Origin of the sequence: uncultured Xanthomonas sp., assembly GCF_964278005.1 — a bacterium.
In the GTDB taxonomy this organism is placed as follows: Bacteria; Pseudomonadota; Gammaproteobacteria; order Xanthomonadales; family Xanthomonadaceae; genus Xanthomonas_A; species Xanthomonas_A sontii.
On sequence record NZ_CAXYKF010000023.1, the window covers coordinates 888,157 to 901,083 of the forward strand.

Below are 12,927 nucleotides of genomic sequence, written 5' to 3' on the forward strand. Positions count from 1 at the left end.
TGCCCGCTGGGCTGCGCTAGACTCGGCGGAATTTACATTCTCGCATTCCCGTGCCCCGACGCTACGACGATCACGACACCGACGATCAGGACGACGCCCTGGACAGCCCCGCCGCGGTATGGCGCAGGCGCCTGCTCACCTGGGGCCTGGCCGCCGCCGCACTCGGCCTGGGCTTCCTGATTCCGTACACGGTCTATCTGAACAAACAGGTCACCCAGCGTTTCGGCGAACTGCGCTGGCAGATCCCCACTCGTGTCTACGCGCGCCCGCTGGTGCTGGCGCCGGACACGGCGATGGACCCGCAGACGCTGAAGACCGAACTCGATGCCGCCAGCTACCGCGCCGATGCCGGCGCCGAGCGCCCCGGCAGCTACCAGCAGGACGGCAGCCGCTTCACCATCGCCAGCCGCGGCTACGTCGATGTCGACGGGCGGGTCGCGCCGCGCCGCATCGAGGTGGGCCTGGCCGGCGGGCGCGTGGTGGCGCTGCGCGATGCGCAGACGCGCAAGGCGCTCAAGGCCGCGCGGCTGGATCCGGCGCGCATCGCCACGCTGTACGGGCAGAAGCAGGAAGAGCGGCGCCTGGTGCGCGTGGACGAGGTGCCGGAACTGCTGGTCACCGGCTTGCAGGCGGTCGAGGACCGCGACTTCAATTCGCACCACGGCATCGACCTCAGCGGCATGGTCCGCGCGGCCTGGGTGATGGTGCGCTCCGGCGGCAAGAGCCGGCAGGGCGCCAGCACCCTGACCCAGCAACTGGCGCGCAGCGGCCTGCTCGGCATCGGCAAGGAACAGACCGTCACTCGCAAGTTCAACGAGATCCTGTACGCGCTGATCATGGAGGCGCGCTACGACAAGCGCACCATCCTGGAGGCGTATCTCAACCAGGTGTACCTGGGCCAGCGCGGCAGCCAGGCGGTGCATGGCGTGGCCTCGGGCGCGGAGTTCTGGTTCGGCCGCGAACTCGATGCGCTGGCGCCGGAGCAGGTGGCGCTGCTGATCGGCCTGGTCAAGGGGCCGTCCTACTACGACCCGCGGCGCTATCCCGAGCGCGCGCTGGACCGGCGCAACTTCGTGCTCGGCAAGCTGCGCGAGAGCGAGCTGATCGACGAGCCGACCTATCGCAAGGCACTGGCCGCACCGCTGGGCGTGCCGGCCGAACCCGGCCTGGTCGCGGCCAACCGGTTCCCCGCCTATGTCGACCTGGTGCGGCGCCAGCTGGCGCGCGATTACCCCGAAAGCGCGCTGCAGGGCGCCGGCCTGAGCGTGCTCACCGGCATGTCGCCGTCGGCGCAGGCCTATGCCGAGGGCGCGGTGACGCGCACCATCACCGCGCTGGAAACCAACAAGAAGCGCCCGCCGCTGCAGGCCGGCCTGGTGCTCACCGACACCCACAACGGCGAGGTGCTGGCGGTGGTCGGCAGCCGCGACGTGGCCCAACCCGGTTTCAATCGCGCGATCGAGGCGCAGCGCCAGGTCGGCTCGCTGCTCAAGCCGTTCGTGTACCTGTTGGCGCTGGCGCAGCCGGACCGCTACTCGCTGGCCAGCTGGGTCGACGACACCCCGGTCACCGTGCAGCTGGGCCGCGGCCGCACCTGGAGCCCGGGCAATTCCGATGGCCGCAGCCACGGCACGGTGCGCGTGGTCGATGCGCTGGCGCATTCCTACAACCAGGCCACGGTGCGCATCGGCATGCAGGTCGGGCCGGAGCGCGTGGCGCAACTGGTGAAGGTGCTGGCCGGCATCGAGGCCGAGGTCAATCCCTCGCTGATCCTCGGCGCGACTGACCAGAGCCCGTACGCGATGGCGCAGCTGTACCAGTTCCTGGCCTCCGGTGGCGAAATCCAGCCGCTGCATGCGGTGCGCGGCGTGCTCGATCCGCAGGGCAAGCTGCTCAAGCGCTACGACAAGACCCCGGCGCCGGCGCAGGAGGGCGACTCCATCGCCGCCAACCTGGTGGGCATGGCGCTGCAGCAGGTGGTCAGCAACGGCACCGCGCGGCAACTGCTCAGCGATGGGTTGGGCAAGCTGTCGCCGGCCGGCAAGACCGGTACCAGCAACGATGGCGTGGACAGCTGGTATGCCGGCTACACCGGCGACCACCTGGCGGTGATCTGGATCGGCAACGACCAGAACAAGCAGACCGGCCTGTACGGCGCCACCGGTGCGATGCGGGTGTGGTCGGGCATCTTCTCGCGGCTGCCGAGCGCGCCGCTGCAGGTGCAGGGCAAGGGCATCGACTGGCAGTGGATGGACCCGGTGGGGTACAACAGCACCGACCCGAGCTGCCCCGGCGCGCGCCAGTTCCCGTTCGTGGTCGGCTTCGTGCCGGCGTATGCCGCGTGCACGCCGCCGCAGGCGCTGCCGGAAGACGCCGCGCCCGCCGAGGGCGAACATCAGGGCGGCGGCTGGCGCAGCTGGTTCGGCCTGGACAAGAAGAAAGACCCGCCTGCCGACGCGGCCGCGCCGCCGCCGGCGCATTGATTCCCGGATCCCGGATACCGCTCATGACCCCACGTCTTCCCGCCATCGCCGCCCTCAGCCTGCTGCTCGCCTCCTGCGTCAGCGCACCGCCGCCGCCGCCGCCGGCCGCACCGGTGGACACCACCACGCCGGCGCAGCGCATCGCCGCGATCGACGCCAGCGGCGGTGCCGACGACACCGAACTGAGCGTGCAGCCGCTGCGCGATCCGGAAGTGGAGGATCTGCGCGAGAGCGCCAAGCGCAAGCGCAGCGCCGGCGACCTGGCCGGTGCCGCCGCAGCCCTGGACCAGGCGCTGAAGCTGGTGCCGGACGACCCGGCGCTGCTGCAGGACCGCGCCGAAGTGGCGCTGCTGCAGAAGGACGACGCCCAGGCCGAAGCCTTCGCCAAGCGCGCCATCGACCTGGGCTCGCAGACCGGCCCGCTGTGCCGCCGCCACTGGGCGACCATCGAACAGGCGCGCCTGGCCCGCGGGCAGAAGGAAAACGCAGCCTCGGCGCACGCGCAGATCGCCGGGTGCACGGTGCCGGGGATCAAGAGGTACTGAGGGCCGGGAATGGGGAGTCGGGAATGGGGAATGGGTAAAAGCTGCGTTTCTGGCGGCTCGTCACGCTGGCGGCGCTCGGTCTTCCCGCTCTGCCGGCGGCAGTCACAGTGAGCGGGTAGCGCTGCTGCTCTAACCATTCCCCATTCCCGACCCCCCGTTCCCATGTCGTTAGCTCACGCAAGCACCGAAGCCCTCAGCGAAGGCGGGGCGCTTGCGCGTCAGCTCGATGCGTTCGTGCCGCGGCCGGCGCAGTTGCGGTTGACCGCGGCGATCGCCGAGGCGTTCGAGCAGCGCGACGTGCTGCTGGCCGAGGCCGGCACCGGCACCGGCAAGACCTATGCGTATCTGGTGCCGGCGCTGCTGTCGGGGCTGAAGACCATCGTCTCCACCGGGACGCGCGCGCTGCAGGATCAGCTCTACCACCGCGATCTGCCGCGGGTGCGGGCGGCGCTGGGCGTGGGCCTGAGCAGTGCGCTGCTGAAGGGACGCGCCAACTATCTGTGCAAATACCGCCTGCAGCAGGCGCGCGGCGAGCCGCGCTTCACCGCGCGCGAGCAGGTCGCGCAGTTCCAGCGCATCGTCGCCTGGAGCGGACGCACCCGCTTCGGCGACATCGCCGAGCTGGACGCGCTGGCCGACGATTCGCCGCTGCTGCCGCTGGTCACCTCCACCGTCGACAACTGCCTGGGCACCGAATGCCCGTTCTGGGGCGAGTGCTTCGTGGTGCAGGCGCGGCAGCGCGCGCAGGCCGCCGACCTGGTGGTGGTCAACCACCACCTGCTGCTGGCCGATCTGGCGCTGAAGCAGGAAGGCTTCGGCGAGATCCTGCCCGGCGCGCAGGCCTTCGTGATCGACGAGGCGCACCAGTTGCCGGAGCTGGCGGCGAACTTCTTCGGCGAAGGTTTCGGCATGCGCCCGCTGCAGGAACTGGCGCGCGACTGCGTGGCCGAGAGTCGCAATGTCGCCGGCGCGCTGGCCAGCCTGCAGGCGCCGGCGCAGGCGCTGGAACAGACCCTGCGCGAATTGCGCGCGGCGATGGAGGGGCTGCCGGCGCGCGGCACGCAATGGCGGCTGTTGGCCAAGCCGCAGGTGCGCGACGGTTTCGACGCGCTGCTGGCCGATCTGGCGCGGCTGCAGGAACCGCTGGCGGTGCTGCGCGAGGCCTCGCCGGGCTTCGACGCCTGCGCGGCGCGCGCGCGCGAGCTGCGCACGCGGTTGGGCCGCTGGCTCGGCGAGGATGCGCCGATCCCGGACTTCGAGGCCGAGCCGGAAGCGGACGCGCCGTCCAACGACGTGCTGTGGTACGAACTGACCCCGCGCGGCTTCCGCTGCCAGCGCACGCCGCTGGACGTGTCCGGGCCGCTGCGCGCGCACCGCGAGGCCTCGCGCGCGGCCTGGGTGTTCACCTCGGCGACGCTGGCGGTGAAGGGCGAGTTCGAGCACATCGCCACCCGCCTGGGCCTGCGCGACCCGATGACCTTGCTGCAGCCGAGCCCGTTCGACTGGGCGCGGCAGGCGCTGTGCTACCTGCCGGCGCTGCCCGACCCCGCCGCGCGTGGCTTCGGCACCGCATTGATCGCCGCGTTGCAGCCGGTGCTGGAGGCCTCGCAGGGCCGCGCCTTCCTGCTGTTCGCCTCGCACCGCGCGCTGCGCGAGGCGGCCGAGGCGCTGCGCGACGGGCCCTGGCCGCTGTTCGTGCAGGGCGAGGCGCCGCGCGCGACCTTGCTCGAGCGCTTCCGCGCCTCCGGCAACGGCGTGCTGCTCGGCTCGGCCAGTTTCCGCGAGGGCGTGGACGTGGTCGGCGATGCGCTGAGCGTGGTGGTGATCGACAAGCTGCCGTTCGCCGCGCCCGACGATCCGGTGTTCGAAGCACGCCTGGAGGCGATCCGCCGCGACGGCGGCAACCCGTTCCGCGAGGAGCAGTTGCCGCAGGCGGTGATCGCGCTGAAGCAGGGCGTGGGCCGGCTGATCCGCAGCGAGCGCGACCGCGGCGTGCTGGTGCTGTGCGACCCGCGCCTGCTCTCCAAGTCCTATGGCCGCACCTTCCTGGACTCGCTGCCACCGTTCGCCCGCACCCGCGACGTGGAGGACGTGCGCCAGTTCTTCGCCGCCGAGACCCCATCGCTGGGCGATAATCCCGAGGCCGCGACGCCACCGGCCACGTCAAACTAGCCGACGCGCCGCCTTTGCTTTTCCGATTCCCCAATCCCCATTCCCGATTCCCAGCCTCCAATGAATCTGCTCGCCTTCGAAACCTCCACCGAAGCCTGCTCCGTCGCCGTCATGGTCGGCGACCGCGTGCTGGAGCGCTTCGACCTGGCGCCGCGGCGGCACACCGAACTGGCGCTGCCGTGGGCCGAGCAGTTGCTGGCCGAGGCCGGCATCGACCGCCGTCAGCTCGATGCGGTGGCCTTCGGCCGCGGCCCCGGCGCGTTCACCGGCGTGCGCCTGGCGATCGCCATCGCGCAGGGCATCGCCCTGGCCCTGGACCTGCCGGTGCTGCCGGTGTCCACGCTGCAGGTGCTGGCGTTGCGCGCGCCGGCCGATGCGCCGCGGGTGCTGGCGGCGATCGATGCGCGCATGGGCGAGGTCTACACCGCGGCGTACGCGCGGCAGGCCGACGGCGGCCTGCAGGCGCTGACTCCGGAGCAGGTGCTGAGTCCGGAAGCCTTCGTGTTGCCGGAGCCGGATGCGGCCTGGGCCGCGGTCGGCACCGGGCTGGCGGCGGTCGATGGCACCTTGCAGCGCCGCTTCGGCGCGCACTGGCGCAGCGCCGATGCGCAGGCGCTGCCGCATGCCGCCGACGTGCTGACCCTGGCCGCGGCCGCATACGCGCGCGGCGAAGGGATCGCGCCGGAACGCGCCGAACCGGCCTACCTGCGCGACAACGTCGCCCTGACCCTGGCCGAGCAGCAGGCGCAGCGGGCCGCACGGTGAGTGCGTGCGGCGTGCCGTCGGCGCGTCAGCGGTCGAGTACCAGCGGCGTGGCGCTTTCGTGCGCAGGCCTGGCGACGCACAGCAGCGCACAGCCTGGTTCGATCTGGGTGTCGGGCGGACGCAGGTAATGCACTGCGCCGGACAGCACGCGCGTCGCGCAGGTGCCGCAGGAACCGTAGCGGCAATCGGAGGGCGCAGCGATCCGCTGCGCTTCTGCCAGCTCCAGTAACGTGCCGGCGTCCGGGGTCCAGACCGCCTCGCGTCCCGAGCGCTGGAACCGCACGCGCACCCGTGGCGCATCTGCGGGCGCTGCGGGGTTCGTATCGCGGACGAGGCTCGATGGGCCGAATGCCTCGAAGCGGATGCGCGCGTCCGCCACGTTCAGCGCGCGCAATCCACGGTACATATCGCGCATGAAGTCTGGCGGTCCGCACAGGTAGAAGTCGTAATCGTCGAATGCCAGGATCCGCTGCAACCGCGCGATGCCGATGCGGCCGGCGCCGTGGCCGGCCGCTCGGCTGTCCAGGCAATGCAGCGACAGCCGCGCGTCGGCCGCGGCGAGCCGTGCCAGTGTGGCGGCGAACGGACGATCGGCGGCCTCGCGGGCGCCGTGCACGAAGATCAACCGCCGCCGCGAGGCGGTGTCGGCCAGCGCCTGGCGCAGCATCGCCAGCATCGGCGCGATGCCGATCCCGGCCGAGACGAACACCACCGGCCGCGGGCTGGCGGCATCGAAGACGAAATCGCCGCGCGGCATCTGCGCGTCCAGCGTCGTGCCGACCTGCGCATGGTCGTGCAGCCAGGCCGATGCCCGGCCCTGCCGTTTCACGGTGATCCGGTAGAGCGCGCCACCCGGCGCGTCGGACAGCGTGTAGTTGCGCACCGTCGGCGCGGCATTGCCGCAGATCGGGAAACGCAGCGTAAGGTGTTGGCCGGCTGCGTACGACGGCAGCGCGCCGCCGTCCTCGGCGGCGAAATGGAACGAGCGGATGGCACGCGCTTCGTCGACGATCCGCACGATCCGCAGCGGCCGCCAGGCGCGTTCGGCGGCAGGCGTCGACGCCGCGGCGAACTGCGCTGGGCGCTGCACCGCCGACCAGCGCCACGGCAACACGGCGCGCGTGTGGCGCACTTCGCGGAGATGGAAGCGCACCACGCGCTGCGCGCCCGCGAACGTCGCCAGTAGCGGCCCGTCCCAGACGATCTCCGCGCGGGCGGCCAGGTACAGCAGGTCGCCGCGTTCGAAGTCGATGAACAGCAGCCCCGCGCGCGGATCGTGCAACAGATTGCCGAGCGTATTGAAGTAGCGGTTGCCGCTGAAATCCGGCGTGGTCAGGGTGCGCGCATCGTCGACGCGCACGAAGCCGGGCAGGCCGCCGCGGTGCGACACGTCCGCGCCGCGCGCGGCGCCGGCATCCTCCGAGGTGTTCGCGCTGGCGATGAAGAAGGTATCGCAGTGCGCGAGCAGCGCGCATTGCGCATCGCTCAGACGCGCCGACACGGCAGTCGCGGTATGCGCGTGGACCTCGCCTGCGGCGAACGTCGGGCTGCGGCTGTTGATGTACTGCGGGCAGTTACCGAAGCTCTGCTCCACCGCGACCGTCAGCGTGTCGCCATCGACTGCGCTGACGCTGCCGTTGACGCGATTGCGTCGTCGCGTTTCGAGCGCGATGCCCAGGCCGCCGAACGGCGCGCCCGGCCGCCAGGTGCCGGCCAGCGGGTCGCCGGGCAGGGGCGGCGCGGCGATGCGCAGCGTGCGCGGGTCCGGTGTGCTCAGGAAGCCGGGCTGGCCCACGCGCAGCGTCGCCCACGGCTGCCCGTGCGCGTCGCTGCCGGCGAGTACGAACAGCGGCAGTTGCGCAAAGAAGTCCCGATGCTGTTCGGGCATGCAGCGGCGGATGCTGCGCCGCCCGGCCGCCGCCGCGACCGCGCTGGCCCCGGCCCGCTGCTGGACGGCAAGTTCGCCGGGGTGGAACGGCGAGGTCTCCAGATCCCAGCCGGCGACGCCAGCGGTCGGCGCGTTCATCGCGGTCTGCGTGCCGTCGGCCGGCAGCGCTCAGCCGGCCGACGCGCCGGGCGGCAGCGCCGGCAAGGCGACGAATCCCGGCAAGGCTTCGATCCGGGCAAGCCACGCCCGCACTTGCGGGTAAGGTTCGAGCGCGATTCCGCCTTCTGGCGCATGCGCGATGTAGGTGTAGCCGGCGATGTCGGCGATGGTCGGTTGCGCGCCGGCGGCGAACGGCGTGTCGGCCAATTCCTGGTCGATCGCATCGAGCAACCGGGTCGCCGTACGCCTGGCCGCCGCCAGGTCGAGCGGCATCCCGAATGCGGTCGCCAGCCGCGCCGCGGCGGGCCCGTAGGCGATCGGCCCGGCCGCGTACGACAACCAGCGCTGCACGGTCGCTGCGCCGAGCGGCTCGTCCGGCAGCCACTGCGGATGGCCGTAGCGTTTGGCCAGATAGACCAGGATCGCGTTGGAATCGGCGAGCACCCTGCCGCTGTCGTCGATCACCGGTATCTGTCCGAGCGGATTCAGCGCCAGGAACGCCGGTTGCCGTTGCGCGCCGGCGGCGAGATCCACATCGATGGTCTCGAACGGCAGTCCGAGCAGCGACAGGAACAGGCGCACCCGGTGCGCGTGTCCGGACAGGGGCGCGGAATAGACCCGGATCGGAGCGGCGGGACGATCGGTGCCGCGAGGACTGAGGGTGGACATGGAACGGCTCCGCAATCGTGCATCGCCGGGGATCGGCGACGATCGGCTGCAGCCTAGCGCTGGCTGCGGCCGGCAAGAAGACGGACAATGCGAGAAACATTATCCTTTCCGGAAGGACAATCGGGCATGGCCGACCTGCGCGACGTCAACCTGAATCGTCTGGCGATCTTCGTCGCAGTGGTCGAGGCCGGCTCGCTGACTGCCGCGGCCGAGCGGCTCGGCTTGGCCAAGACGGTGGTCAGCACGCACATGCAGCGCCTGGAATCGGAGGTCGGCGCGAACCTGCTGGTGCGCACGACGCGACGGCTGAGCGTGACCGACGCCGGACGCGGGTTCTACGAGGCGTGCCGCGACATCGTGCGCGCGGCCGAGCATGCGCTGCAGACGGTGTCTCCCGACGCCGGCCCGTTGCGTGGCGCGCTGCGGGTCAGCGTGCCGGTCGACTACGGCGCGCAGGTGGTGGCCCCGGCGGTGGTCGCTTTGCGCGACAGGCACCCCCGCCTCGATGTCGAACTGGTCGCGAACGATCGCATCGTCGATCTGGTCGCCGACAATCTCGATGTGGCGATCCGCATCGGCCGTCTCGCCGATTCGACCTACCGCGCGGTACGGCTCGGCAGCTATGCGGTGTGGCCGGTCGCCAGCCCGCAGTTCGTCGCGCGCCACGGGCTGCCGCGCGACCCGGCGGCGCTGGCTGCGCTCCCCTTCGTGCTGCTGTCCAGCATTGCCCGTCCGCGCACCCTGGAGCTGGTCAATGCGCGCGGCGACAGCGTCGCGGTGCGCTGCGTGCCGCACTTCGTCGCCAATACCGCGACCGGCTGCCGCGCGATCGTGCTGGCCGGTGGCGCGTTCGGCCTGCTGACGGATTTCTCCACCGCCGCCGACGTCGCCGCCGGCCGGCTGGTGCGTCTGTTGCCGGCGTGGCGTTCGGCATCGTTCGGCATCCATGCGGTATACCCGCCGACGCGGCTGCCATCGCCGAAGGTGCGCGCCTTCATCGATGCGATGAAGGCGCGGATCGCATCGATGCGCACCGAGGCGGAGGGCGGCACGGCGGCCGTTGCCGGTGCGGCGCCTGCACGTGCGCGGCGACGGCCAGCGCGCTGATCGCGCGCCGGTCGCCGTGCCGCCGATCAATAGTCGTAGCTGACGCTCAACCGCAGCGACCGCGGCGCCTGGCGCAGCAGGGCCGCGCCATACACCGGGTCCGCCTTACCTGGGTCCGACTCCGAGTACGGATACTTCCACAGCGTGGCCTGGCCGTTGAAGACGTTGAACACGTCCAGGGTGAAGGCCAGTTTGCGGTCGGCGTAGGCCGGCCGCCACGACACGCCGAGATCCAGTTGCTGCAGCCACGGCAGGCGGCCCTGGCTGCCCGGAGGCGCCGGTTGGCCCTGGTAGTAGTGATAGGCGATGCCGTAGCCGGAAGGGTCGCTGTGGTCGGGGCCGTAGGAGCCCAGCGCACTGAGCGGCGAACCGGAGATCAGCTTGAGGTTGGCCGACACCAGCCATGCGGGATTGAGCTGGTAGTAGCCGTAGAACTTGAACTGATGGGTGTGGTCGTTGCTCTGCGGGCCGTTGGTGTGCTCCATCAACTGCGCGAAGTCCCAGGCCTGGGTGGTGGACACCGCGGTCTGGCCGATGCCCGACAGCAACTGGCCCTCGGTGGTGCCGTAGCTGCGCGACCAGGTGTAGTCGAGGCGGCCGTACCAGCGCTGGTCGAACGGATGCTCCAGCGACAGGTTGAGTCCGTAGTAGTTGCGCTTGAACGCCGGGAAGCCGAACTGCGCGTTGCTCAGCGGCACCTTGACGTAGTTGCCCGAGGTGTCGACCAGGGTGAAGGTGTTGGCCCGGCCCGGGTTGATCAGCCAGCAGCTGACCGGATTGCTGGCCAGGGTCACCGTGTGCCCTTGCGCCGCGGCGGCGGCGAACACGGTATCGCTGTCGCAGTAGTCGTCCACGCCGCTGCGCAGGACGCGGTAGGTGCCCTTGGCGCCGTAGACCCAGCTGTCGCCCCAGGCCTTGGTGAAGCCGAGGATGAACTCGTCCTGGAACGAGGGCTTGATGCCTTGCGTGGCGACGGTCTTGGGGTCGGGCAGGATGCCGTAGTTGTTGTTGGACGAGACCGCACCGGAGATCTGGGTCAGGCCGGTCGGGTAGCCGTTGGCGTCGATGCCGCCATAGGTGTAGTAGGTCGAAGTGGCCAGGGTGGCGCCGGCGGCGTTGAACGCCGGGTTCAGCGGTAGCGCCAGGTAGTAGCGGCCGGCGTTGCCGTACACCTTGAAGCGCGCATCGCCGTCGACGTCCCAGCTGAAGCCCAGCCGCGGCGCCCATTGCCCGCTGGTCTGCTTGATGTACGGCGCGCCGTCGCGGTTGTAGTTGGTGAACTGGTCCAGGCGCAGGCCGAGGTTGAGCAACAGCCGGTCGTTGACCTGCCAGTTGTCCTCCACGTACTGCGCGCGCTGCGCCGAGCGCACCGAGGCCAGCGCGCTGTAGATGTACTTGCGCACGTAGTAGCCGTCCTGGCCGTTGGGGTAGCCGCCGGTGGCGGGTACGCCGAGGCCGGTGTTGATCGGCACGTTGGGGTTGGCCTGGCCGTAGATCCAGTAGTAGCCGTCGCCCGAAGCCACCGAGCCGCGGTTGAGCGCGCGTGCGTTCTGGTTGTCGATGCCGATGGTGATGCTGTGCGCGCCGATGGCGTAGTTCAGGTCCAGGCGCAGGTTGTCGGTGCGGTTGCCGCGCGCCGGATCGACCAGCAACGCGGTGGTCTGCGCATTGGTGATCGGGGTGCCGCCGGTGTAGGCCGGGTTCTGGAAGCCGGGGCTGGAGAGATAGGTCAGCGTGCCGTTGTAGTTGGGGTTGCGGCTGTAGTCGTCGGTACGCTGCTGGCCGTAGAGGGCGCTGAAGGTCAGGCGGTCGGTGAGGTAGCCGGTGTACTTGGCGCTCCACAGGTCGCCGCCGGTCTTGGTGGTGTCGGCATTGCCGCGCAGGGCGCCGATGTCGCGGCCGCTGTACTGGTAGTACTTGCCGCGGGTGACATAGCGGCTGGAGGCGCCGGTGATTTCCAGCAGCTGGCTGTCGCTGATGTTCCAGTCGAGCTTGGCGTACCAGCTCGGCCGGCGGTACTGGTAGTCGTAGTAGTACGGCCCCGGGGTGGTCTCGCGTGCGCCGTAGAAGCGATCGCCGTCCTGGCGTTGCAGTTCGTAGGCGCCGAAGAAGAACAGCCGGTCCTGGATCAGCGGGCCGCCGGCGTAGACGCTCTGGGTGCTGAGGGTGGAGCCGCTCTTGCTGTCCGGGCGGTACAGCGCGCCGTTGCCGGGCGCGTACACGTCCTTCTTTGCGGAGCGCAGGCCGTCCGGTTCCCAGGTCGCCTGGCCGCCGAAATGCCATTCGTTGCTGCCGCGCTTGCCGACGGCGTTGATCACGCCGCCGTCGGAACGGCCGTACTTGGCGCTGTAGCCGCCGGTGTAGACCTCCAACTGGTCGACGCTGCCGTAGGGCAGGGTCAGTCCGCCCAGTCCGCGCAGCGGGTCGGTGGTGTTGAAGCCATTGATGTAATAGGCGTTCTCCGCGGCAGAAGAGCCGCCGAAGCTGAGCAGCTGCGCGCCAGTCGGGCCGATGTAGGTACCGCTGCCGCTGTTGCCGGCCACGCCGGGCGCCAGTTGCGCGATCGCCTCGGCCGAGCGGCCCAGCGGCAGGCGCTGCAGCTGTTCGGCATTGATCACGGTACGCGAATCCACGCTGCTCACGTCGATCGCGGCCGCGGCGCGGTCGGCGCTGACCTGGACGCCGGCCAGGCTGGTGGTGGCGGGGCTGAAGGAGACGTCGGTGACGGCACCGACGGTGAGGCTGATGCCGTCGCGGCTGCCCAGCACGCTGCCGTCGGCGCCCTTGGCGATGATGGTGTAGGTGCCCAGCGGCAACTGGGCGATGCTGTAGCGGCCGCGCGCATCCACGGCGACCTCGCGGCTGAGGCCGCTGTCGCTGCGGACCAGAATGCGCTGGGCATCGGAGGGCGCCTGACCGGCGACGGCACCGGTGGTGGACTGGGCCTGGGCCGGCGGGAGGGCGAGGGCGGCACTCAGTGCCAGGGCGAGCAGGGCGGGCCCGCGGAGGGAGCGATGGTTGTGCATGCGGAAGGCGACTCGGGTGGTTGGGGGCGGGGGGCCGCCGCGCCGACTCGAATCCGCCCGTCCTGGATGATGCGGTATGCGCGGTAACGTTCCCCCGCTCCATTAACCTTAAT

The 12,927-nt window shown here is 70.9% G+C and carries 8 protein-coding genes; 5 read left to right on the forward strand and 3 right to left on the reverse strand.

From position 1 onward, the window contains the following. The first annotated feature begins 50 nt into the window (after positions 1-50). The 4 genes from mrcB to tsaB all read left to right on the forward strand — a co-directional run bounded on the left by mrcB (position 51) and on the right by tsaB (position 5,965). Positions 51-2,483 (forward strand): penicillin-binding protein 1B, encoded by a 2,433-nt coding sequence (mrcB, locus tag ACHWVH_RS18070; RefSeq protein WP_320740609.1) that lies wholly within the window; start codon positions 51-53, stop codon positions 2,481-2,483. 23 nt (positions 2,484-2,506) lie between these two features. Continuing rightward, positions 2,507-3,028: a tetratricopeptide repeat protein gene (locus ACHWVH_RS18075; RefSeq protein WP_010343249.1), complete on the forward strand. Its 522-nt coding sequence runs from the start codon at positions 2,507-2,509 to the stop codon at positions 3,026-3,028. 162 nt (positions 3,029-3,190) lie between these two features. Continuing rightward, a complete protein-coding gene (locus ACHWVH_RS18080) occupies positions 3,191-5,200 on the forward strand; it encodes an ATP-dependent DNA helicase (protein ID WP_394687684.1) in 2,010 nt (669 codons plus the stop codon). A 60-nt stretch (positions 5,201-5,260) separates the two neighbouring features. Next, positions 5,261-5,965, forward strand: a complete 705-nt coding sequence (tsaB, locus tag ACHWVH_RS18085) for a tRNA (adenosine(37)-N6)-threonylcarbamoyltransferase complex dimerization subunit type 1 TsaB (protein ID WP_394687685.1) — start codon at positions 5,261-5,263, stop codon at positions 5,963-5,965. A 25-nt stretch (positions 5,966-5,990) separates the two neighbouring features. Here the strand turns inward: tsaB and ACHWVH_RS18090 are convergent, their stop codons facing one another. Both ACHWVH_RS18090 and ACHWVH_RS18095 read right to left on the reverse strand, forming a co-directional pair. Further along, the gene (locus ACHWVH_RS18090) at positions 5,991-7,991 is read right to left on the reverse strand and encodes a pyridoxamine 5'-phosphate oxidase family protein (RefSeq protein WP_295923693.1); all 2,001 of its coding nucleotides are present in this window, start codon (positions 7,989-7,991) and stop codon (positions 5,991-5,993) included. A 30-nt stretch (positions 7,992-8,021) separates the two neighbouring features. Further along, positions 8,022-8,681 carry a glutathione S-transferase family protein gene (locus ACHWVH_RS18095; RefSeq protein ID WP_152236005.1) on the reverse strand — a complete coding sequence of 220 codons (660 nt, stop codon included), beginning with the start codon at positions 8,679-8,681 and terminating at the stop codon, positions 8,022-8,024. A 126-nt stretch (positions 8,682-8,807) separates the two neighbouring features. Between ACHWVH_RS18095 and ACHWVH_RS18100 the strand changes: the two genes are divergently transcribed. Then, entirely contained in the window at positions 8,808-9,788 is a 981-nt protein-coding gene (locus tag ACHWVH_RS18100) for a LysR family transcriptional regulator (protein ID WP_017914511.1), read from the forward strand. Positions 9,789-9,814: 26 nt separating this feature from the next. On the opposite strand, the gene ACHWVH_RS18105 is transcribed toward ACHWVH_RS18100, so the two are convergent. Further along, positions 9,815-12,814, reverse strand: coding sequence for a TonB-dependent receptor plug domain-containing protein (locus ACHWVH_RS18105; protein ID WP_394687686.1), 3,000 nt, complete (start codon positions 12,812-12,814; stop codon positions 9,815-9,817). Positions 12,815-12,927: the final 113 nt, after the last annotated feature.

Excerpts from the sequence above, each read along its gene's own strand:
- ACHWVH_RS18080 (WP_394687684.1), top strand. The coding sequence starts at position 3,191 with ATGTCGTTAGCTCACGCAAGCACCGAAGCCCTCAGCGAAGGCGGGGCG.
- ACHWVH_RS18105 (WP_394687686.1), bottom strand. The coding sequence starts at position 12,814 with ATGCACAACCATCGCTCCCTCCGCGGGCCCGCCCTGCTCGCCCTGGCA.
- ACHWVH_RS18100 (WP_017914511.1), top strand. The coding sequence starts at position 8,808 with ATGGCCGACCTGCGCGACGTCAACCTGAATCGTCTGGCGATCTTCGTC.
- ACHWVH_RS18075 (WP_010343249.1), top strand. The coding sequence starts at position 2,507 with ATGACCCCACGTCTTCCCGCCATCGCCGCCCTCAGCCTGCTGCTCGCC.
- tsaB (WP_394687685.1), top strand. The coding sequence starts at position 5,261 with ATGAATCTGCTCGCCTTCGAAACCTCCACCGAAGCCTGCTCCGTCGCC.
- ACHWVH_RS18090 (WP_295923693.1), bottom strand. The coding sequence starts at position 7,991 with ATGAACGCGCCGACCGCTGGCGTCGCCGGCTGGGATCTGGAGACCTCG.
- ACHWVH_RS18095 (WP_152236005.1), bottom strand. The coding sequence starts at position 8,681 with ATGTCCACCCTCAGTCCTCGCGGCACCGATCGTCCCGCCGCTCCGATC.